We start from the raw sequence: 19147 nt of genomic DNA, 5'->3' as shown, positions 1-19147 counted from the left end.
GATCCGCTCAGTTGAGGCTCATCGGGCCGCGCGTCAGCTCCGACGCCGGCAACGACGGCAGACTACGGATGATCGCCGTCTCGGAGCGAAGGAGTTTCAGCTCGTCGCGCAGGCGGGACGCGGTGTCCGGGGACTGGAGCAGGCGCTGCTTGGTCGGGGTGTCCAGCATCATGGCGGCCGCCACGAGGTACGACACCACGCCCGGCTCGTCGGGCAGGTCGGCCCCCGTCGTCAGGGACCGCTCACGCGCCCCGGCCAGCCGCTTCTGGTACTGGCGGAACGAGCGCAGCACCCCTTCCGCCAAGGGCGCGGCCTCGTCGCCCGGCTCCTCGCCCAGGGGCTCCAGCTCGGCCGTCAGGAAGGGCCCGGACGCCTCCACCGACAGCAGCTTCACCCGGGTCGTGCCGGTCGCCAGCACTTCGAAGGAGCCGTCGGCGCGCTCCCGGATCGTCGCCGCGTCCGCGATGCAGCCGACCTTGTGGAACGCCTTGGCCGGTTCCGCGCCGAAGCCCGCCGCAGGCCCCCGCTCGGGCAGGGCCGTCGGGTCGGGCATGCCGGGCGCGCTGGGGGCCACCTCGTGGCCGTCGCGGATCGCCACGACGGCGAACCGGCGCGGTTCGTCCTCGGGCGTCTTCAGCAGCTCGCGCATCATCGCGCGATACCGCTCCTCGAAGACGTTGAGCGGCAGCACGAGCCCCGGGAACAGCACCGAGTTCAGGGGGAAGAGGGGGAGGCGGACGGTGGTCACGACGCAAAAGCCTAATGGTCGCCGGGACGGACTCGTCCGCCCCGTTCACTCCGTGGATGCGCGGAGGGGTCCCCGGCCGCTCCGGCCGCCCCGGCCAGGACGTCCTCGCGCACCCGCAGGAAGTGGCCGAGCGGGTCGTCCGACACCCGGTCCCAGGGGAAGGAGGTGGCGTACGGGCCGTTCAGGTGCAGCTGCTCCGCCGCGTCGTGCCAGCGCTCCAGCCGTACCAGGACGAAGATCAGCAGATTCCGCATCCGGGCCGGCCAGGGGTCGGCGGCCGGCAGCATCGGGGACAGGGCGATCGCCCGGTCGGCGGCCGCGTCCAGCCGCTCGCGGGGCACCTCGGGCCCGCAGTGGTCGGTGAGGTAGCCGAAGGCCGCCCGCAGCGGCAGGGCCTGGACGAGCGCACCGGCGGGAGCGTCCTGGGCGGCCCGGTCGGCGAAGTCGAAGCACTCGTGGTGCGAGCCGTGCCAGTGGGTGGCCAGGTAGCGCAGGGCCGCCACATGGCAGCCGTAGTGGTGCGGGGCACGGCGTACGGCCGCCGCCCACAGCTCCTCGAAGTACGTGTGCCCGGCCTGTGCGCCCCGGGCGTGGTCGAGCGCGAGGCGCCAGGGCACCGGGTCCCGCTGGTCGCCCCGGGCCGCGGCCGTGATCAGCGGGCTCACCTCGCGCAGCAACTCGGCCCGGGCCGGTGACCGCCAGGCGCGGTCCACCGCCAGCTGGGCCCCGACCAGCAGCGCGTCGGGGTCCTGCGGGGCGGTCGCGAGCCAGGCGTCCAGCCACTCGGGCCGCGACCGGGCGAAGGCGGCCAGCCGGGTCACGTACCGGTCGCGCCGCTCCCACTCGGAGGCCACGCGGGTGGCCAGGAGCAGCGTGGCGGCCGGTCCGTGGTCGCCACGGGCGGCGGCGACCAGCGCCGGGCTCAGCCGGGCGTCGGGCGCGTCGAGCAGCACCTCGTCGTCGGCGTACGGCAGGCCGGCGAGGTGCGGAACGGTCCTTGTCATCCGGGTCGCGCGGATGAACGGGAGCTGCATTGCCATGGTGCCGACCATTGAAAGTCGGCTGGTCATGGCGGCGCCAGACCGTTCATGGAACCTACGGAAAGTTGTACATCCGATGGTCAAGAGAGCGTAAAACCGCGACAGTTCGACAACGGTGGTCACACCAGCACCATCAGTTGCGCCGCAGAAGTCGCGTGGCCCCCGCCGCCACCGTCGTGGCCAGGATCCAGCCCAGCAGGATCATCGCCGTCGCCAGCCACTGCCAGGCCCCCCGGAGCTGCCAGAAGCCCGTCTGGCCCAGGTCTATGACCGGCAGCAGCAGGTCGAGGGTGAACAGCGTGGGGTTCCACTCCGGGTGCTCGCCCCGCTTCATCGGCGGATGGCCCGCCTGCGCGAAGGCCAGGGACCCCGCCGCCCACAGCACCGCCATCCACACCGCCGCCCGGCCCGGCCGGTATCCGTAGGCGACCGTCCAGTCCTGCGCGTAGCCCCACAGCTTGGCCGCCATCGGCAGGCTCTCCCGGTGCCGGCGCTGCTTGGCGAGCAGCACCTCCCGGGCGTCCTCGTCCTCACCGCCCGCCCGCAGCACGGCCGCGAGGCGCTCGTACGGCTCCGGGTTGTACTCGGCGGTCGCCGCCGCCACCCAGGCCAGCCGCTCGGCCAGCGGGAACGGCCCGCGCGGCACCAGGTTCTCGTAGGTGAAGCCACCCATGTGCAGCCGCCCCGGGCCCGGCCAGGCGTCCGACCGGTCCATCAGGTTGACGACCTTCGCCCCGGACAGCACCACCCGCCCGCGCACCGGCTGCTCCCCGAGGAACCGCAGCTCCGGCGTCTGCACCCGGCGCAGCGACAGCTCCTGGTCGTCCGTGAGCGTGAACCGGGCCCGCTCGAAGTCGACGGCGTCCCCGAACCGGCCGTCGTCCAGGCGGACCCCGCCCACGCACGCGAAGCGCTGGATCCGCGTCCCCTGCGCCGGGGTGATCCCGCTCATCGCCTGGGCGCCGACCCCCGCCGGTGTGAGATACAGACTGCGCTCGACGGTCAGCTGCGGGGCGTTCAGCGCCAGCCGCTCGTAGGGGTTGGACAGGCGGGCCCCGCGCAGGCTCAGGGAGACGCCGACGGTGGCGGCGCGCAGGCTCAGCTCGCCGTGCGACTCCAGCAGCTCCGCCTGCAAGTCCTGGCCGACGGTCATGCCGTCCGCGGCGATCGAGCGGCCGCTGTGGTCCCGGTGCACCACCGCCTGGTTGAGCATCAGGTCGGTGCCGATCTGCGCGTCCGTGAGCCGGATGCCGTGGTGGAAGCGGCAGCGCGGCAGATGCAGATCACCCTCGGTGTGCACCCGGGCCGCCTCCAGCCGGGGCACCGAGCAGTCCACCATCCGCAGCGTCGTGAAGCGGGCCTCCGGCAGCAGCACGTCCTGCTCGAAACGGCACCGGCGCATCTCGACGTACGGCACCACCATGCCGCCCGCGAGGTCCAGCGAGCCGCTGACCTGCACACCCATCAGTTTCAGCGACGACACGCGGCCGGCCAGGGCGGGCGGGCCGTCGAGCAGCAGCCAGCACACGATCCGGGCCCGCACGGTCCGCTCCGCGCCCCAGGGGTGGCCGCCGTGCGGATCGTCCACCACGGCGTCGCCGCTGGTCAGGTCGTACACGGTGCCGTTGCGGAAGGCCTGCCACATGCCGGCCTCGGCCGCGGTCAGGTCCTCGGGCAGTTCCCCGGCGCGGACGCCGGCCCCCTCGGTCACAGCGCTTCCTTCCTTCCCCGGACGCTCGTCGGTCACTTCCTCGTACACCTGTTCATGCCCGTTGAGTGACCGTCCGAACACAAGAGGTGACGCCGGTCTTCCGCCTCGCCGCGACGCGTTGTATCAGCCATTGATACGCGCGAACGACGCCTCACCGTGGTCTGAGAGAATTGAGCCCGTGATCTCCCGAATCGACCTGCGTGGCGACGCCCTCCCCGAGGGCCCCGCCCTGCGCGACCTGCTGCCCCGAGCCGACTTCGACGTTGCGGCCGCCCTGGAGAAGGTGCGTCCGATCTGCGAGGACGTGCATCATCGGGGCGACGCGGCGCTGATCGACGCCGCCGAGCGGTTCGACGGGGTCAGGCTCGACCAGGTGCGCGTGCCCGCCGCCGCGCTCACCCGGGCCCTGGAGGAACTCGACCCGGCTGTGCGCGCGGCCCTGGAGGAGTCCATCCGCCGCGCCCGGACCGTCCACCGCGCCCAGCGCCGCGAGACCCACACCACCCAGGTCGTCCCCGGCGGCACCGTGACCGAGAAGTGGGTGCCGGTCGACCGGGTCGGGCTGTACGCGCCCGGCGGCCGGTCGGTCTACCCGTCCTCCGTGATCATGAACGTGGTGCCCGCACAGGAGGCCGGCGTCGGATCCGTCGCGCTCGCCTCACCCGCCCAGGCCGACTTCGGCGGTCTGCCGCACCCCACGATCCTCGCCGCCTGCGCCCTGCTCGGCGTCGACGAGGTGTACGCGGCCGGCGGCGCCACGGCCGTCGCGATGTTCGCCTACGGCACCGAGTCCTGCGCGCCCGCGAACATGGTCACCGGCCCCGGCAACATCTGGGTCGCCGCCGCCAAGCGCTACTTCACCGGCAGGATCGGCATCGACGCCGAGGCCGGCCCCACCGAGATCGCGGTCCTCGCCGACGACACGGCCGACCCGGTCCACGTCGCCTCCGACCTGATCAGCCAGGCCGAGCACGACCCGCTGGCCGCCGCCGTCCTGGTCACGGACTCGGTCGACCTGGCCGACGCCGTCGAGAAGGAACTTCAGCCGCAGGTCGCCGCCACCAAGCACGTCGACGACCGGATCGTCCCGGCCCTGTCGGGCAGGCAGTCCGCGATCGTCCTGGTCGACGGCGTCGACGAGGGCCTGAAGGTCGTCGACGCGTACGGCGCCGAGCACCTGGAGATCCAGACCGCCGACGCCGCGGCCGTCGCCGACCGGGTCCGCAACGCCGGCGCGATCTTCATCGGCCCCTGGGCGCCCGTGTCGCTGGGCGACTACGCGGCCGGCTCCAACCACGTCCTGCCCACCGGCGGCTGCGCCTGCCACTCCTCGGGCCTGTCCGTCCAGTCCTTCCTGCGCGGCATCCACATCGTCGACTACACGCAGGACGCGCTGGCCGAGGTCGCGCACCACGTGGTGACGCTGGCGGAGGCGGAGGACCTGCCCGCACACGGTGCGGCAATCAAGGCCAGGTTCGGCTGGAAGGTGCCCGAGAGCAAGTGAACGACGTACAGATCGACGATCTCCCCGTACGGGACGAGCTGCGCGGCAAGTCCCCTTACGGCGCGCCCCAGCTGGACGTCCCCGTACGGCTGAACACCAACGAGAACCCCTACCCGCTGCCCGAGGCGCTGGTCGAGCGGATCGCCGAGCGGGTCCGTGAGGCCGCCCGCAACCTCAACCGCTACCCCGACCGGGACGCGGTCGAGCTGCGCACGCGCCTGGCCGAGTACCTCACCGACACCTCGGGATACCAGGTCGGCCCGGCCAACGTCTGGGCGGCCAACGGCTCCAACGAGGTCATCCAGCAGCTGCTGCAGACGTTCGGCGGACCGGGCCGCACCGCCATCGGCTTCGAGCCGTCGTACTCGATGCACGCCCTCATCGCGCGCGGCACGGGCACCGGCTGGATCTCCGGTCCGCGGGGCGAGGACTTCACCATCGACGTCGCCGCCGCCGAGAAGGCCATCGCGGAGAACCAGCCGGACGTCGTCTTCATCACCACCCCCAACAACCCCACCGGCACCGCCGTCCCGCCCGAGACGGTCCTCGCGCTGTACGAGGCCGCGCAGGCCGCCAAGCCGTCGATGGTCGTCGTCGACGAGGCGTACATCGAGTTCAGCCACGGCGACTCGCTGCTGCCGCTACTCCAGGGCCGTCCGAACCTGGTCGTCTCCCGCACCATGTCGAAGGCGTTCGGCGCGGCGGGCCTGCGTCTGGGCTACCTCGCGGCGCACCCGGCCGTCGTCGACGCCGTCCAGCTGGTCCGGCTGCCCTACCACCTGTCGGCCGTCACCCAGGCGACCGCCCTGGCCGCCCTGGAACACACCGGCACGCTGCTGGGCTACGTCGAGCAGCTCAAGGCCGAACGGGACCGCCTGGTCACCGAACTGCTCGCCCTCGGCTACGAGGTGACCGCGTCCGACGCGAACTTCGTGCAGTTCGGCCGCTTCGAGGACTCCCACGAGACCTGGCGGAAGATCCTCGACCGGGGCGTCCTGGTCCGGGACAACGGCGTACCCGGCCGGCTCCGGGTCACCGCCGGAACCCCCGAAGAGAACGACGCGTTCCTCGACGCGGTACGTGAACTGAAGAAGGAGCAGAGCGCATGAGCCGCGTAGGCCGCATAGAGCGGGTCACCAAGGAGACCTCGGTCCTCGTCGAGATCGACCTCGACGGCACCGGCAAGACCGACATCAAGACCGGCGTCGGCTTCTACGACCACATGCTCGACCAGCTCGGCCGGCACGGCCTGTTCGACCTCACGGTGAAGACCGAGGGCGACCTGCACATCGACTCGCACCACACCATCGAGGACACCGCCCTCGCGCTGGGCGCCGCCTTCAAGCAGGCCCTCGGCGACAAGGTCGGCATCTACCGCTTCGGCAACTGCACGGTCCCGCTGGACGAGTCCCTCGCCCAGGTCACCGTCGACCTGTCCGGCCGCCCCTACCTCGTGCACACCGAGCCCGAGAAGATGGCGCCGATGATCGGCGAGTACGACACCACCATGACCCGGCACATCCTGGAGTCCTTCGTGGCCCAGGCGCAGATCGCGCTGCACGTGCACGTGCCCTACGGGCGCAACGCGCACCACATCGTGGAGTGCCAGTTCAAGGCGCTCGCCCGGGCCCTGCGCTACGCGTCCGAGCGCGACCCGCGCGCGGCCGGCATCCTCCCCTCCACGAAGGGCGCCCTGTGAACGGCACCTCGACCCTGCTGATCGTCGTCGGCCTGTTCCTCGTCGGCGGCATCTACTCGTTCGTCAAGCAGAAGATGCCCATGGGCCTGATCGTGCTGCTGTCGATCGGCGCCGCGATGTGCCTGGCGGCCGGTGTGGTGAGGCTGGAGGTGTGGAATTGAGCGCCCCCCGGAAGAACGTGGTGGTCTTCGACTACGGCTTCGGCAACGTCCGTTCCGCCGAGCGCGCCCTCGCCCGCGCCGGGGCCGACGTCGAGATCACCCGTGACTACGACAAGGCCATGAACGCCGACGGCCTGCTGGTGCCCGGCGTCGGCGCCTTCGCCTCGTGCATGACGGGCCTGCGCGCGGCACGCGGCGACTGGATCGTCGACCGCAGGCTCTCCGGCGGCCGCCCCGTCATGGGCATCTGCGTCGGCATGCAGATCCTCTTCGCGCGCGGCATCGAGCACGGCGTCGAGAGCGAGGGCCTCGACGAGTGGCCCGGCTCGGTCGAGCCGCTCCAGGCCGACGTCGTGCCCCACATGGGCTGGAACACCGTGGAGGCGGCGCCCGGTTCGCGGCTGTTCGCCGGCCTCGACGCGGACGCCCGCTTCTACTTCGTGCACTCCTACGCCGTCCACGACTGGTCGCTGGAGACGCACAACCCGGCGATCGAGGCCCCCAAGGTCACCTGGTCCACACACGGCAAGCCGTTCGTCGCGGCCGTCGAGAACGGCGCCCTGTGGGCCACGCAGTTCCACCCCGAGAAGTCCGGCGACGCCGGAGCCCAGCTCCTCACCAACTGGATCGGAACCCTGTGAGCAAGCTCGAACTCCTCCCCGCCGTCGACGTCCGGGACGGCCAGGCCGTGCGCCTGGTGCACGGCGAGTCCGGTACGGAGACCTCCTACGGCTCCCCGCTGGAGGCCGCCCTCGCCTGGCAGCGCTCCGGCGCCGAGTGGCTGCACCTGGTCGACCTGGACGCCGCGTTCGGCACCGGCGACAACCGTGAACTCATCGCCGAGGTCGCCCGGGCCATGGACATCAAGGTGGAGCTGTCCGGCGGCATCCGCGACGACGACACCCTCGCCGCCGCCCTCGCCACCGGCTGCACGCGCGTCAACCTCGGCACGGCCGCCCTGGAGACGCCGGAGTGGGTCGCCAAGGTCATCGCCCGGCACGGCGACAAGATCGCGGTCGGTCTGGACGTCCGCGGCACCACCCTGCGCGGTCGCGGCTGGACCCGCGACGGCGGCGACCTCTACGAGACGCTGGAGCGCCTCAACGACGAGGGTTGCGCGCGGTACGTCGTCACCGACATCGCCAAGGACGGCACCCTCCAGGGCCCGAACCTGGAGCTGCTGAGGAACGTCTGCGCCGCCACCGACCGCCCCGTCGTGGCCTCCGGCGGCGTGTCCTCCCTGGACGACCTCCGGGCGATCGCCGACCTCGTCCCGCTCGGTGTCGAAGGCTCGATCGTAGGGAAGGCGCTGTACGCGAAGGCGTTCACCCTGGAAGAGGCCTTGGAGGCTGTGTCGTCATGACCGTGCGGCGTGTGCAGAGCGGAAGTCCCTGGGAAGAGTCCGTCGGCTTTGCACGCGCCGTCGAGGCGGGCGACCGTGTCCTGGTCGCGGGCACGACCGCCTTCAAGGGCGACGTGCTCTACGGCGAGGGCGACCCGTACGAGCAGGCCAAGGTGGCCTTCACCACGGCCCTGGAGGCGATCGCGGAACTCGGGCTCGCACCCGAGTCGGTGATCCGCACCCGCGTGTACCTGGCCCACGCCCGCGACGTCGACGCGGTGGGCCGGGCCCACAAGGAGCTGTTCGACGCGGTGCGCCCGGTCACCACCCTGCTCATCGTGCAGGGCTTCATCGACTCCCGGGTCCTGGTGTCGGTGGAAGTGGAAGCATTCAGAGGGACACCCTCCGAGGAACACTAGAGGAGCACGATTCATGACCCTGGCGGTCCGAGTCATCCCCTGCCTGGACGTGGACAACGGCCGGGTCGTCAAGGGCGTCAACTTCCAGAACCTGCGCGACGCGGGCGACCCCGTCGAGATGGCCAAGGTGTACGACGCCGAGGGCGCCGACGAGCTGACGTTCCTCGACATCACCGCCTCGTCGGGCAACCGCGAGACCACCTACGACGTGGTGCGCCGCACGGCCGAGCAGGTGTTCATCCCGCTCACCGTCGGCGGCGGGGTCCGCACCGCCGAGGACGTGGACAAGCTGCTGCGGGCCGGAGCGGACAAGGTCGGCGTCAACACCGCCGCCATCGCCCGCCCGGAGTTGATCCGCGAGATCGCCGAGCGCTTCGGCCGCCAGGTCCTGGTCCTGTCGGTGGACGCCCGCCGCACCGACTCGGGCTCCTTCGAGGTGACCACCCACGGCGGCCGCCGCTCCGCCGGCATCGACGCCGTCGAATGGGCCCACCGGGCCGCTGAACTGGGCGCGGGGGAGATCCTGCTCAACTCGATGGACGCGGACGGCACCAAGGACGGCTACGACCTGGAGATGATCCGGGCCGTCCGCAAGCACGTCACCGTCCCCGTCATCGCCTCGGGCGGCGCGGGCCGGCTGACCGACTTCCCCCCGGCCGTCGAGGCGGGCGCGGACGCGGTCCTGGCCGCGTCCGTGTTCCACTTCGGCGACCTGCGCATCGGGCAGGTCAAGGAGACGCTGCGGGAGGCGGGGCACCCGGTGCGGTGACACCCCCGTCCGCCGAGAGCCCCGGCCGCGCGCGCGACCGGGGCTCTCGGCGTATCCGCCCGGACTCCGCGCTGCCCGGATTCCGGGCCGTTCGGATTCCGGGGCGTTCGCATTACGGGTCGTTCAGGTTCCGGGTCGTTCAGATTCCGAGCTGCTTGCTCTCGCTGAGTTTCGCGATCGCGTTCTCGTCGCCGTCCAGGTCGACCTTCGCCGCGCTCTGGCGGCCGTAGGAGAACAGGACCAGCTCGGACGGCTCGCCGGTGACGGTGACCACCGGGGTGCCGCGGTGGGCGACGGCCGTCTGGCCGTCGGGGCGGCGCAGGACCAGGCCCGTCGGGACGCCGCGGCCCATCAGACGCGCGGTGCGCTCCAGGCGGGACCACAGGGCGTCCTGGAAGACCGGGTCGAGATCACGCGGCGACCAGTCGGGCTGGGCGCGGCGCACGTCCTCGGTGTGGACGTAGAACTCGATGATGTTCGACGCCTCGTCGACCGGTTTGAGGGAGAAGGGCGAGAACCGCGGGGGCCCCGTACGGATCAGCTGGATCAGCTCCTCGTACGGCTTGTCGGCGTACTCCGCCATCACCTTGTCCAGGCGGGACGCGAGCTGCTTGATCAGCATCCCGCCGGCGGCGTCCGGGCGGCGCTCGCGCACCACCACGTGCGCGGCGAGGTCCCGGGTCGTCCAGCCCTCGCACAGGGTGGGCGCTTCCGGGCCCGCGGTCTCCAACAGGTCGGCGAGGAGAAGTCGTTCACGCTTGGCATGGGTCGACATGGCAGCCAGCCTACGACCGCCCCGGGGGTCCGCCCAGTGGACACTCCACCGGGCCTGTCAGTGAGGCGCGGCACAATGGTGCGCATGACCAGCACGCCCAGCCGTCTCGACCCGTCGATCGCCGCGCGCCTCAAGCGCAGCCCCGACGGCCTCCTGCCCGCCATCGCCCAGCAGTACGACACCGGAGAGGTGCTCATGCTCGGCTGGATGGACGACGAGGCGCTGCACCGCACCCTCACCACCGGCCGGTGCACGTACTGGTCGCGCAGCCGCCGGGAGTACTGGGTCAAGGGCGACACCTCCGGCCACTTCCAGTGGGTCAAGTCCGTCGCTCTCGACTGCGACGCCGACACCGTGCTCGTCAAGGTCGACCAGGTCGGCGCCGCCTGCCACACCGGCGCGCGCACCTGCTTCGACGAGGACGTGCTCCTCAAGGACGGCGGTCCCGCCGGATCCGTCACGGATCAGTAAGGTCAGCGGCCATGGACCTCGAGACCTTCCGCAAGCTCGCCACCGACCGGCGGGTCATCCCCGTCACCCGCAAGCTCCTCGCCGACGGCGACACCCCGGTCGCGCTCTACCGCAAGCTCGCCGCCGAACGCCCCGGCACCTTCCTGCTGGAGTCCGCGGAGAACGGCCGCTCGTGGTCCCGGTACTCCTTCGTGGGCGTACGGTCGGCCGCCACCCTGACCGCCCGTGACGGTCAGGCGCACTGGCTCGGCGCCCCGCCCGTCGGCGTCCCCACCGACGGCGACCCCCTCGCCGCCCTGCGCGCCACCATCGAGGCCCTGCACACGCCCCACCAGGAGGGCATGCCGCCCTTCACCGGCGGCATGGTCGGCTACCTCGGCTACGACATCGTCCGCCGCCTGGAGAAGATCGGCCCCGGCGAGCGCGACGACCTGAAGCTGCCGGAGCTGACCATGCTCCTCACCAGCGACCTGGCCGTCATGGACCACTGGGAGGGCTCGGTCCTCCTGATCGCCAACGCGATCAACCACAACGACCTGGACACCGGCGTCGACGAGGCCCACGCCGACGCCGTCGCCCGCCTCGACGCCATGGAGGCCGACCTCTCCCGCCCGGTCGCCCAGCCCCCGGCCGTCCTCCCGCCGTCCGAGCTCCCCGAGTACACCGCGCTGTGGGGCGGCCCCGACTTCCAGGCGGCCGTCGAGGACATCAAGGAGCGCATCCGGGCCGGCGAGGCCTTCCAGGTGGTCCCCTCCCAGCGCTTCGAGACGCCGTGCACGGCGAGCGCGCTGGACGTCTACCGGGTCCTGCGGGCCACCAACCCGTCGCCGTACATGTACCTGTTCCGCTTCGACGGGTTCGACGTCGTCGGATCGTCCCCCGAGGCCCTGGTCAAGGTCGAGGACGGCCGGGCCATGGTGCACCCCATCGCCGGCACCCGCTGGCGCGGCGCCACCCCGCAGGAGGACCAGGCCCTCGCCGAGGAGCTGCTCGCCGACCCCAAGGAGCGCGCCGAGCACCTCATGCTCGTCGACCTGGGGCGCAACGACCTGGGGCGGGTCTGCGAGCCCGGCTCGGTCGAGGTCGTCGACTTCATGTCCGTCGAGCGGTATTCGCACGTCATGCACATCGTCTCGACGGTGACGGGCCGCGTCGCCCAGGGCCGCACGGCCTTCGACGTCCTCACCGCCTGCTTCCCGGCCGGCACCCTCTCCGGCGCCCCGAAGCCCCGCGCCATGCAGATCATCGACGAACTCGAACCGTCCCGCCGTGGCCTCTACGGCGGCTGCGTCGGCTACCTCGACTTCGCCGGCGACTCCGACACCGCCATCGCCATCCGCACCGCCCTGCTGCGGGACGGCACCGCCTACGTGCAGGCCGGGGCGGGCATCGTCGCCGACTCCGACCCGGTCGCCGAGGACACCGAGTGCCGCAACAAGGCGGCCGCGGTGCTGCGGGCCGTCCACACGGCGAACCGGCTGGGAAAGGCCTGAGATGAACCCCGGGTGACGGTTCGCCCGGGGTTCAAGCGATAGTGGGGTATGTGACTGCCGTACCGCACCCCCGTTCCCAAGCCCCCGGATCCGCCCGGGCCGGCCGCCTGAGCCTCGCCGTCGCGCTGCTGAGTGGCGCGCTCGGCGCCGCCGTGGCGCTGCTCGCCACCCGGCAGCAATGGTCGCAGGGCACCGCGACGGTGGCCGGTGGCGCCTTCCCCCTGACCGCCAAGGGCAGCGACGTCACGGGCGTTCCCGCGGCGCTCGCGATAGTGGGCCTCGCCGCGCTCGTCGCCGTGTTCGCGGTCCGCCGTGCCGGCCGTCTGGTCGTGGCCGGGCTGCTGGCGCTGTCCGGCGCCGGCATCGTCACCGCGGCCCTGCTGGGCGCCACCGACAGCTCCGCGCTCGACGAGCAGGCCGCGCGGGCCTCCGGCGACACCTCGGCCTCCGTCGACGCCCTCAGCCACACCGCCTGGCCCTACGTCGCGGTGGCCGGCGGCGTCCTGATCCTCCTGGCCGGACTGCTCGCCCTGCGCTTCGGCCGGCTCTGGCCCGCCATGTCCGGCCGCTACGAGCGGTCCGGCACGCCCCAGCCGCGCCGCCGGGCCCCCGCCGCCGAGCCCGACCGGCCCGAGGACCTCTGGAAGGCACTCGACCGCGGCGAGGACCCGACCGGGGCCTGAGAGGCCCCTCCCGCGCTCCCGCCCGGGCCGCTGACCGTGAACGGCTCCCTGAGCCGCCCGAGTGAGCCCGGGGAGCACCCCGGGTCACCTCCCGGGTACCGGTGCGGGACAATGGCCCCGAGCGTCCTGCTCAGACACGCACACAGCAACGAGGAGCAAGCAATGGCGGGCAGCAGCCACGGTCACACCCCGGCCGCCTGGACCGGTGTCACGATCGCCTTCATCGGTTTCTGCGTCGCGGGCGCGTTCATGGTGATGGACCAGCCGGTGGGCTTCTGGGCGGGCATGGTGGTCGTGCTGCTCGGCGGTGTCGTCGGCGGCATCATGCGGATGATGGGCATGGGCCAGCCCAAGGACCTGCACCAGCCGCACCAGATGACCGGCGAGCGCGCGCCGGCCCGCGCCGAGGGCTGACCCCCGCGGAACACACCGTTGTCACGGGAGGGGCGGCCGGCACCGGGGTGCCGGGACCGCCCCTCCCGCGCGTGCGGGGCACAATGCCTGGCGTGAACGCCGAGAGCCACAGGGTGACGCGGAGCGTCCCGAGCCGTCTGGCCGTGCCCGCCGGGGTGCTCGCCGCCGTCGGCGCCGCCTTCGCCTACGTGGGCGCCGTGGACCCCAACCGGCCCGGCCACTACCCCGTCTGCCCGCTGCTGCACTACACCGGCCTCTACTGCCCGGGCTGCGGCGGACTGCGCAGCGCGCACGCCTTCGTCCACGGCGACGTCCTCACCGCGCTGCACGCCAACGCGCCCGCCACCCTGGGCTACCTGGGCTTCGCCGTGCTGTGGACCGTGTGGGTGGTGCACGCGGCCCGCGGGCGTCCCCTGCGGATCGACCCCCGACCGGGCCTGGTGTGGAGCCTCGGGGCGTTGCTGCTGGTCTTCTCGGTTGTCCGGAACCTGCCCTTCGGTGGCTGGCTCCATCCTTGATCGTCGCAGGGAGGTCCCGTATGGGGGCAGCTCCCGCCCGAGCATGCGAAGCTGGTCCGAGGGTGGGGGAGGGACCGTCGTCAACCGGATGCGAGGCCTACGCCCCGCTGCGGATACCATCGCTATGACCATCGGTTTCCGATCGGTCGCTGGAACTGTCAAGAGTCTGGAAGGGGGCCGCTCGCGTGAGTGTGCTCGACGAGATCATCGACGGAGTCCGTGCCGACCTCGCGGAGCGGCAGGCGCGCGTCAGCCTCGACGAGCTCAAGGAGCGGGCGGCGAAGGCTCCCGCGGTGAAGGACGGCGCGGCCGCCCTGCGCGGCGACGGCGTCAAGGTCATCTGTGAGGTCAAGCGCTCCAGCCCCTCCAAGGGCGCGCTGGCCGCGATCGCCGACCCGGCCGGTCTCGCCGCGGACTACGAGGCGGGCGGCGCGGCCGTCATCTCCGTCCTGACCGAGGAGCGGCGCTTCGGCGGCTCGCTCGCCGACCTGGAGGCGGTCCGCGCCCGCGTGGACATCCCGGTCCTCCGCAAGGACTTCGTCGTCACCTCGTACCAGCTGTGGGAGGCCCGCGCCTACGGCGCCGACGTCGTGCTGCTGATCGTCGCCGCCCTCGAACAGCCCGCCCTGGAGTCCCTCATCGAGCGCGCCGAGTCCATCGGGCTCACCCCGCTCGTCGAGGTGCACGACGAGGACGAGGTCGAGCGCGCGGTCGACGCCGGTGCCCGTGTGATCGGCGTCAACGCGCGCAACCTGAAGACCCTGGAGGTCGACCGCGGCACCTTCGAGCGGGTGGCGCCGGAGATCCCCGACCACATCATCAAGATCGCCGAGTCGGGCGTCCGCGGCCCGCACGACCTCATCGCCTACGCCAACGCCGGCGCCGACGCGGTGCTGGTCGGCGAGTCCCTCGTCACCGGCAAGGACCCCAGAACGGCGGTCTCGGATCTGGTGGCGGCCGGCGAGCACCCCGCACTCCGGCACGGCCGGAGCTGATCTCCCGCTAGGCTTGCCCCGATGACTCCCACCATGACGACCGTGGACCGGTACGCCCGCCTCGCGCGCGGCTGCCGCCCCCGCGGCTGCCGCGCACCGGCCCGCCGGATCCACGGCCGCCGCGTGCGCTACGTCATCGGTGACGAACCCGGGCAGGTCAACGGCATGCGATGGCAGCAGCGCCCCGTAAGGGGCGCGGGGAACTGCGCGCCAAGCCACTGACGGCCCGCAGCCGACCATGGATCCCCGCCCCCACGGCGATTAGTGCATTCGACACACAACTCACCGTGAAGGTATCCGCATGCCCAGTCAGTTCTTCATCCCCGACCCCGAGGGTCAGACCCCCAGCCCCGAAGGCTACTTCGGGGCCTTCGGCGGCAAGTTCATCCCCGAGGCCCTCGTCGCCGCCGTCGACGAGGTCGCCGTCGAGTACGACAAGGCCAAGCACGACCCCGAGTTCGCCAGGGAGCTCGACGACCTGCTGGCCGACTACACCGGCCGCCCCTCGGCGCTGACCGAGGTCCCCCGCTTCGCCGCGGAAGCGGGCGGCGCCCGGATCTTCCTGAAGCGGGAAGACCTGAACCACACCGGCTCCCACAAGATCAACAACGTCCTCGGCCAGGCCCTGCTCACCAAGCGCATGGGCAAGACCCGCGTCATCGCCGAGACGGGCGCCGGCCAGCACGGCGTGGCCACCGCCACCGCCTGCGCGCTGTTCGGCCTCGACTGCACCATCTACATGGGCGAGATCGACACCCGGCGCCAGGCGCTCAACGTCGCCCGCATGCGCATGCTCGGCGCCGAGGTCATCGCCGTGAAGTCGGGGTCGCGCACCCTCAAGGACGCCATCAACGAGGCGTTCCGCGACTGGGTCGCCAACGTCGACCACACCCACTACCTCTTCGGCACCGTCGCCGGACCGCACCCCTTCCCCGCCATGGTCCGCGACTTCCACCGCGTCATCGGCGTCGAGGCCCGCCGCCAGCTGCTGGAACGCGCCGGACGCCTGCCCGACGCGGCCGTCGCCTGCGTCGGCGGCGGCTCCAACGCCATCGGCCTGTTCCACGCGTTCATCCCGGACGCCGGCGTCCGCCTCATCGGCTGCGAACCGGCCGGGCACGGCGTCGACACCGGTGAACACGCGGCCACCCTGACGGCGGGCGAGCCCGGCATCCTGCACGGCTCGCGCTCCTACGTCCTCCAGGACGACGAGGGACAGATCACCGAGCCGTACTCGATCTCGGCCGGTCTGGACTACCCGGGCATCGGCCCGGAGCACTCCTACCTGAAGGACTCCGGCCGCGGCGAGTACCGCGCGGTCACCGACGACGCGGCCATGCAGGCCCTGCGCCTGCTGTCGCGCACCGAGGGCATCATCCCGGCCATCGAGAGCGCCCACGCCCTCGCCGGAGCCCTGGAGGTCGGCAAGGAGCTCGGCAAGGACGGGCTGATCGTGGTCAACCTGTCCGGCCGCGGCGACAAGGACATGGACACCGCCGCCCGCTACTTCGGCCTGTACGACACCGACGCCGAGGTCGCCGAGGACGCCTCCGGCACCGCCGAGATCGAGGGGGACGCCAAGTGAGCGGGAACATGCAGCTGCTGTCCGACACCCTCGCCGCCGCCAAGGCGGAGGGCCGCTCCGCCCTCATCGCCTACCTCCCGGCCGGGTTCCCGACCGTGGACGGCGGCATCGAGGCGATCAAGGCCGTCATCGACGGCGGCGCCGACGTCGTCGAGGTGGGCCTGCCGCACAGCGACCCCGTCCTCGACGGCCCCGTCATCCAGACCGCCGACGACATCGCCCTGCGCGGCGGCGTGAAGATCGCCGACGTGATGCGCACGGTCCGCGAGGCCCACACCGCCACGGGCAAGCCGATCCTCGTCATGACGTACTGGAACCCCATCGACCGCTACGGCGTCGAGCGGTTCACCGCCGAGCTCGCCGAGGCGGGCGGCGCCGGGTGCATCCTGCCCGACCTGCCCGTCCAGGAGTCGGCGCTGTGGCGGGAGCACGCCGAGAAGCACGGTCTCGCCACCGTCTTCGTCGTCGCCCCCAGCAGCAAGGACCAGCGGCTCGCACAGATCACCGCGGCGGGCAGCGGCTTCGTCTACGCCGCCTCCCTCATGGGCGTCACCGGCACCCGCGCCAGCGTCAGCTCGCAGGCCGAGGGCCTCGTGGAACGCACCCGGGCCACGCGCGCCGACCTGCCCGTCTGCGTCGGGCTCGGCGTCTCCAACGCCGGCCAGGCCGCCGAGGTCGCGGCCTTCGCCGACGGGGTGATCGTCGGCTCGGCCTTCGTCAAGGCGATGCTGGACGCGCCGGACGAGGCGGCCGGACTGGAGGCCGTGCGGGCGCTCGCCGGTGACCTCGCCAAGGGCGTGCGCCGGCAGGTGTGACAAGCCGAAACGTCATACGGGTCCCTCGTACGGGTGGACCTGGGACCGGGGAGGCGCGGTGCGCCTCCCCGGTTCGTTTCCGGGGTGTGAGCGAGAAGAACCGTGAGGGAAAGCGCACCGCCCGGGAGAAGCTGGCGGTCGAGCGCGAGAAGCAGAAGTCCGCGGACAAGCGCCGGCGCGCGCTGATCGTCGGCGGCGCCGTCGTCGCCGTCCTGGGACTCGCGGCGGTGATCGGCGTCGTGGCGGCCAACGCCGGGAAGGACGACGGCAGCGAGGCCTCGGGCCCGGTCGTCGCGCCCTCCGGCGCCCAGGGCAAGGACAGCCTCGCGATCCCCGTCGGCAAGGACGGCGCCAAGTCCACGCTCACGGTCTGGGAGGACTTCCGCTGCCCCGCCTGCAAATCCTTCGAGACGGTCTACCGGCCCGTGATCCACGAGCTGACGGACGCCGGTGAGCTCAAGGTCGAGTACCACCTGGTCACCCTCATCGACGGCAACATGCGCGGCACCGGCTCCCGCAACGCGGCCAACGCGGCGGCCTGCGCCCAGGACGCCGGGAAGTTCCCCGCGTACCACGACGTGCTCTTCGACAACCAGCCCCCGGAGGTCGACGACGCCTACGCGGACAACGCCAAGCTGATCGAGCTGGCCGGCAAGGTCGACGGCCTGGACACCCCGGCGTTCCGCGCCTGCGTCGAGAAGGGCACGCACAACGGCTGGGTCGCCAAGTCCCACCAGGCCTTCGACAAGGGCGACTTCTCGGGCACGCCCACCGTGCTGTTCGACGGCAAGAACATCTACCAGGACCGGACGATGACCCCGGCCAAGCTGAAGCAGATGGTGCAGGAGGCGAACCAGGGGTGAACGAAAATTCTCACGCCCCCGTTATGGACCCGTAGCCGGGCCGCCCGTCGCGGCCCCCGTGCGGCACGGTAGCGTCGACCTTGCCATGGAACTTGCCTTCATTCCCAGCCCGTCGCGCGGGGTGCTGTACCTCGGTCCCATTCCGCTGCGAGGCTACGCGTTCTGCATCATCATCGGCGTCTTCGTTGCCGTCTGGCTCGGCAACAAGCGGTGGATCGCCCGGGGCGGGCGGGCCGGCACGGTGGCCGACATCGCTGTCTGGGCCGTGCCGTTCGGCCTGGTCGGCGGCCGGCTCTACCACGTGATCACGGACTACGAGCTGTACTTCAGCGAGGGCCGCGACTGGGTGGACGCCTTCAAGATCTGGGAGGGCGGCCTCGGCATCTGGGGCGCGATCGCACTCGGCGCGGTGGGCGCGTGGATCGGCTGCCGCCGCCGTGGCATCCCGATGCCCGCCTACGCCGACGCCGTCGCGCCGGGCATCGCCTTCGCCCAGGCGATCGGCCGCTGGGGCAACTGGTTCAACCAGGAGCTGTACGGCAAGCCCACCGATTTGCCCTGGGCCCTGGAGATCACCTCCTCGTCGGACGGGCGGGTGCCGGGCACGTACCACCCGACGTTCCTGTACGAGTCGCTGTGGTGCATCGGCGTGGCGTTCCTCGTCATCTGGGCGGACCGCCGCTTCCGGCTCGGGCACGGCCGGGCGTTCGCCCTGTACGTCGCCGCGTACTGCACGGGCCGGGCGTGGATCGAGTACATGCGCGTCGACGACGCCCACCACATCCTGGGCCTTCGGCTGAACGTCTGGACCGCGATCCTCGTGTTCCTGCTCGCCGTGACGTACCTGGTGGTGTCGTCGAAGAAGCGGCCCGGGCGGGAGGAGATCGTGGAGCCCGGCGCCGCGGCCTCCGGCGACGACTCCGAAGGCGCCGGGAAGTCCGAGGACACGGGCACGGCCGACAAGGTCACCGACAAGGACGAGAACGCCGGGACCGGGACCGAGGCCGAGTCGGACGACGCCGGGAACGCCGCCAAGAACGAGGCCGGGTCGGGGAAGAAGAGCTGACGGCCCGCCCTGCGTGACGAACCGAGAGCGCCCGGAGACCTGTCCCCGGGCGCTCTCGGCGTGTCAGCGGCGGCAT

23 protein-coding genes are annotated in these 19147 nt (G+C 72.1%); 19 read left to right on the top strand and 4 right to left on the bottom strand.

Going from position 1 to position 19147, the window contains the following annotated elements; all coding sequences use genetic code 11:
- Positions 1 to 7: 7 nt before the first annotated feature.
- From ACFV20_RS21885 to ACFV20_RS21875, 3 genes are all read right to left on the bottom strand, one after another.
- Positions 8 to 748 carry an LON peptidase substrate-binding domain-containing protein gene (locus tag ACFV20_RS21885; RefSeq protein ID WP_385658852.1) on the bottom strand — a complete coding sequence of 247 codons (741 nt, stop codon included), beginning with the start codon at positions 746 to 748 and terminating at the stop codon, positions 8 to 10.
- Positions 749 to 759: 11 nt separating this feature from the next.
- The gene (locus ACFV20_RS21880; RefSeq protein ID WP_385658896.1) at positions 760 to 1800 is read right to left on the bottom strand and encodes a hypothetical protein; all 1041 of its coding nucleotides are present in this window, start codon (positions 1798 to 1800) and stop codon (positions 760 to 762) included.
- Positions 1801 to 1921: 121 nt separating this feature from the next.
- On the bottom strand, positions 1922 to 3499 hold the full coding sequence (locus tag ACFV20_RS21875) for an oxidoreductase (protein ID WP_385658850.1): 1578 nt from the start codon (positions 3497 to 3499) through the stop codon (positions 1922 to 1924).
- A gap of 178 nt (positions 3500 to 3677) precedes the next feature.
- Here ACFV20_RS21875 and hisD point away from each other — a divergent pair, with 178 nt between their 5' ends.
- Genes hisD through hisF form a run of 8 tightly spaced genes read left to right on the top strand, consistent with a single transcriptional unit; the run spans position 3678 to position 9393 of the window.
- Complete coding sequence (gene hisD, locus ACFV20_RS21870) at positions 3678 to 5003, top strand: histidinol dehydrogenase (protein ID WP_385658848.1); 1326 nt, start codon at positions 3678 to 3680, stop codon at positions 5001 to 5003.
- On the top strand, positions 5000 to 6112 hold the full coding sequence (locus ACFV20_RS21865) for a histidinol-phosphate transaminase (protein ID WP_385658846.1): 1113 nt from the start codon (positions 5000 to 5002) through the stop codon (positions 6110 to 6112). Before hisD ends, ACFV20_RS21865 begins: the two co-directional genes overlap by 4 nt.
- Entirely contained in the window at positions 6109 to 6702 is a 594-nt protein-coding gene (gene hisB / locus ACFV20_RS21860) for an imidazoleglycerol-phosphate dehydratase HisB (protein ID WP_053671868.1), read from the top strand. Before ACFV20_RS21865 ends, hisB begins: the two co-directional genes overlap by 4 nt.
- Positions 6699 to 6863 (top strand): hypothetical protein, encoded by a 165-nt coding sequence (locus ACFV20_RS21855; RefSeq protein WP_385658844.1) that lies wholly within the window; start codon positions 6699 to 6701, stop codon positions 6861 to 6863. Before hisB ends, ACFV20_RS21855 begins: the two co-directional genes overlap by 4 nt.
- The gene (gene hisH / locus ACFV20_RS21850) at positions 6860 to 7504 is read left to right on the top strand and encodes an imidazole glycerol phosphate synthase subunit HisH (protein WP_385658842.1); all 645 of its coding nucleotides are present in this window, start codon (positions 6860 to 6862) and stop codon (positions 7502 to 7504) included. Before ACFV20_RS21855 ends, hisH begins: the two co-directional genes overlap by 4 nt.
- Positions 7501 to 8226 (top strand): bifunctional 1-(5-phosphoribosyl)-5-((5-phosphoribosylamino)methylideneamino)imidazole-4-carboxamide isomerase/phosphoribosylanthranilate isomerase PriA, encoded by a 726-nt coding sequence (priA, locus tag ACFV20_RS21845; protein ID WP_385658841.1) that lies wholly within the window; start codon positions 7501 to 7503, stop codon positions 8224 to 8226. Before hisH ends, priA begins: the two co-directional genes overlap by 4 nt.
- On the top strand, positions 8223 to 8624 hold the full coding sequence (locus ACFV20_RS21840; RefSeq protein ID WP_385658839.1) for a RidA family protein: 402 nt from the start codon (positions 8223 to 8225) through the stop codon (positions 8622 to 8624). Before priA ends, ACFV20_RS21840 begins: the two co-directional genes overlap by 4 nt.
- Positions 8625 to 8637: 13 nt before the next feature.
- Positions 8638 to 9393, top strand: coding sequence for an imidazole glycerol phosphate synthase subunit HisF (gene hisF / locus ACFV20_RS21835; protein WP_234849241.1), 756 nt, complete (start codon positions 8638 to 8640; stop codon positions 9391 to 9393).
- A 139-nt stretch (positions 9394 to 9532) separates the two neighbouring features.
- Here hisF and ACFV20_RS21830 read toward each other — a convergent pair whose 3' ends face one another.
- A complete protein-coding gene (locus tag ACFV20_RS21830; RefSeq protein ID WP_385658837.1) occupies positions 9533 to 10168 on the bottom strand; it encodes a TIGR03085 family metal-binding protein in 636 nt (211 codons plus the stop codon).
- Positions 10169 to 10252: 84 nt separating this feature from the next.
- On the opposite strand from ACFV20_RS21830, the gene hisI reads away from it, so the two are divergent.
- From hisI to lgt, 11 genes are all read left to right on the top strand, one after another.
- Positions 10253 to 10639 carry a phosphoribosyl-AMP cyclohydrolase gene (gene hisI, locus ACFV20_RS21825; RefSeq protein WP_385658835.1) on the top strand — a complete coding sequence of 129 codons (387 nt, stop codon included), beginning with the start codon at positions 10253 to 10255 and terminating at the stop codon, positions 10637 to 10639.
- Between the two features lie 11 nt (positions 10640 to 10650).
- Positions 10651 to 12132: an anthranilate synthase component I gene (locus tag ACFV20_RS21820; RefSeq protein ID WP_385658833.1), complete on the top strand. Its 1482-nt coding sequence runs from the start codon at positions 10651 to 10653 to the stop codon at positions 12130 to 12132.
- 41 nt (positions 12133 to 12173) lie between these two features.
- Positions 12174 to 12815, top strand: a complete 642-nt coding sequence (locus tag ACFV20_RS21815) for a TIGR02234 family membrane protein (protein WP_385658832.1) — start codon at positions 12174 to 12176, stop codon at positions 12813 to 12815.
- 162 nt (positions 12816 to 12977) lie between these two features.
- A complete protein-coding gene (locus ACFV20_RS21810) occupies positions 12978 to 13229 on the top strand; it encodes an HGxxPAAW family protein (RefSeq protein ID WP_385658830.1) in 252 nt (83 codons plus the stop codon).
- Between the two features lie 83 nt (positions 13230 to 13312).
- Complete coding sequence (locus ACFV20_RS21805; protein WP_385658828.1) at positions 13313 to 13747, top strand: DUF2752 domain-containing protein; 435 nt, start codon at positions 13313 to 13315, stop codon at positions 13745 to 13747.
- A gap of 185 nt (positions 13748 to 13932) precedes the next feature.
- Positions 13933 to 14742 (top strand): indole-3-glycerol phosphate synthase TrpC, encoded by an 810-nt coding sequence (trpC, locus tag ACFV20_RS21800; protein WP_385658827.1) that lies wholly within the window; start codon positions 13933 to 13935, stop codon positions 14740 to 14742.
- Positions 14743 to 14763: 21 nt separating this feature from the next.
- On the top strand, positions 14764 to 14964 hold the full coding sequence (gene trpM, locus ACFV20_RS21795) for a tryptophan biosynthesis modulator TrpM (protein ID WP_385658825.1): 201 nt from the start codon (positions 14764 to 14766) through the stop codon (positions 14962 to 14964).
- A 79-nt stretch (positions 14965 to 15043) separates the two neighbouring features.
- Complete coding sequence (gene trpB, locus ACFV20_RS21790; protein ID WP_385658823.1) at positions 15044 to 16327, top strand: tryptophan synthase subunit beta; 1284 nt, start codon at positions 15044 to 15046, stop codon at positions 16325 to 16327.
- The gene (trpA, locus tag ACFV20_RS21785; RefSeq protein ID WP_385658821.1) at positions 16324 to 17142 is read left to right on the top strand and encodes a tryptophan synthase subunit alpha; all 819 of its coding nucleotides are present in this window, start codon (positions 16324 to 16326) and stop codon (positions 17140 to 17142) included. The genes trpB and trpA overlap by 4 nt, the downstream gene beginning before the upstream one ends.
- Before the next feature lie 86 nt (positions 17143 to 17228).
- Entirely contained in the window at positions 17229 to 18005 is a 777-nt protein-coding gene (locus ACFV20_RS21780) for a DsbA family protein (RefSeq protein WP_385658819.1), read from the top strand.
- 85 nt (positions 18006 to 18090) lie between these two features.
- Positions 18091 to 19071: a prolipoprotein diacylglyceryl transferase gene (gene lgt, locus ACFV20_RS21775; RefSeq protein WP_385658817.1), complete on the top strand. Its 981-nt coding sequence runs from the start codon at positions 18091 to 18093 to the stop codon at positions 19069 to 19071.
- Positions 19072 to 19147: the final 76 nt, after the last annotated feature.

The sequence above is a fragment of the Streptomyces sp. NPDC059696 genome (assembly GCF_042733745.1).
Classification (GTDB): domain Bacteria; phylum Actinomycetota; class Actinomycetes; order Streptomycetales; family Streptomycetaceae; genus Streptomyces.
Note: the sequence above shows the minus strand (reverse complement) of the source record. Positions and strands in the feature narration are given on the sequence as shown.

What these genes read in the sequence shown, in the direction of transcription:
- ACFV20_RS21880 (WP_385658896.1), bottom strand. Translation starts at nt 1,800, where the DNA reads ATGGTCGGCACCATGGCAATGCAGCTCCCGTTCATCCGCGCGACCCGG.
- hisB (WP_053671868.1), top strand. Translation starts at nt 6,109, where the DNA reads ATGAGCCGCGTAGGCCGCATAGAGCGGGTCACCAAGGAGACCTCGGTC.
- ACFV20_RS21840 (WP_385658839.1), top strand. Translation starts at nt 8,223, where the DNA reads ATGACCGTGCGGCGTGTGCAGAGCGGAAGTCCCTGGGAAGAGTCCGTC.
- hisF (WP_234849241.1), top strand. Translation starts at nt 8,638, where the DNA reads ATGACCCTGGCGGTCCGAGTCATCCCCTGCCTGGACGTGGACAACGGC.
- ACFV20_RS21830 (WP_385658837.1), bottom strand. Translation starts at nt 10,168, where the DNA reads ATGTCGACCCATGCCAAGCGTGAACGACTTCTCCTCGCCGACCTGTTG.
- hisI (WP_385658835.1), top strand. Translation starts at nt 10,253, where the DNA reads ATGACCAGCACGCCCAGCCGTCTCGACCCGTCGATCGCCGCGCGCCTC.
- ACFV20_RS21820 (WP_385658833.1), top strand. Translation starts at nt 10,651, where the DNA reads ATGGACCTCGAGACCTTCCGCAAGCTCGCCACCGACCGGCGGGTCATC.
- ACFV20_RS21810 (WP_385658830.1), top strand. Translation starts at nt 12,978, where the DNA reads ATGGCGGGCAGCAGCCACGGTCACACCCCGGCCGCCTGGACCGGTGTC.
- ACFV20_RS21805 (WP_385658828.1), top strand. Translation starts at nt 13,313, where the DNA reads ATGCCTGGCGTGAACGCCGAGAGCCACAGGGTGACGCGGAGCGTCCCG.
- trpM (WP_385658825.1), top strand. Translation starts at nt 14,764, where the DNA reads ATGACTCCCACCATGACGACCGTGGACCGGTACGCCCGCCTCGCGCGC.
- trpB (WP_385658823.1), top strand. Translation starts at nt 15,044, where the DNA reads ATGCCCAGTCAGTTCTTCATCCCCGACCCCGAGGGTCAGACCCCCAGC.
- lgt (WP_385658817.1), top strand. Translation starts at nt 18,091, where the DNA reads ATGGAACTTGCCTTCATTCCCAGCCCGTCGCGCGGGGTGCTGTACCTC.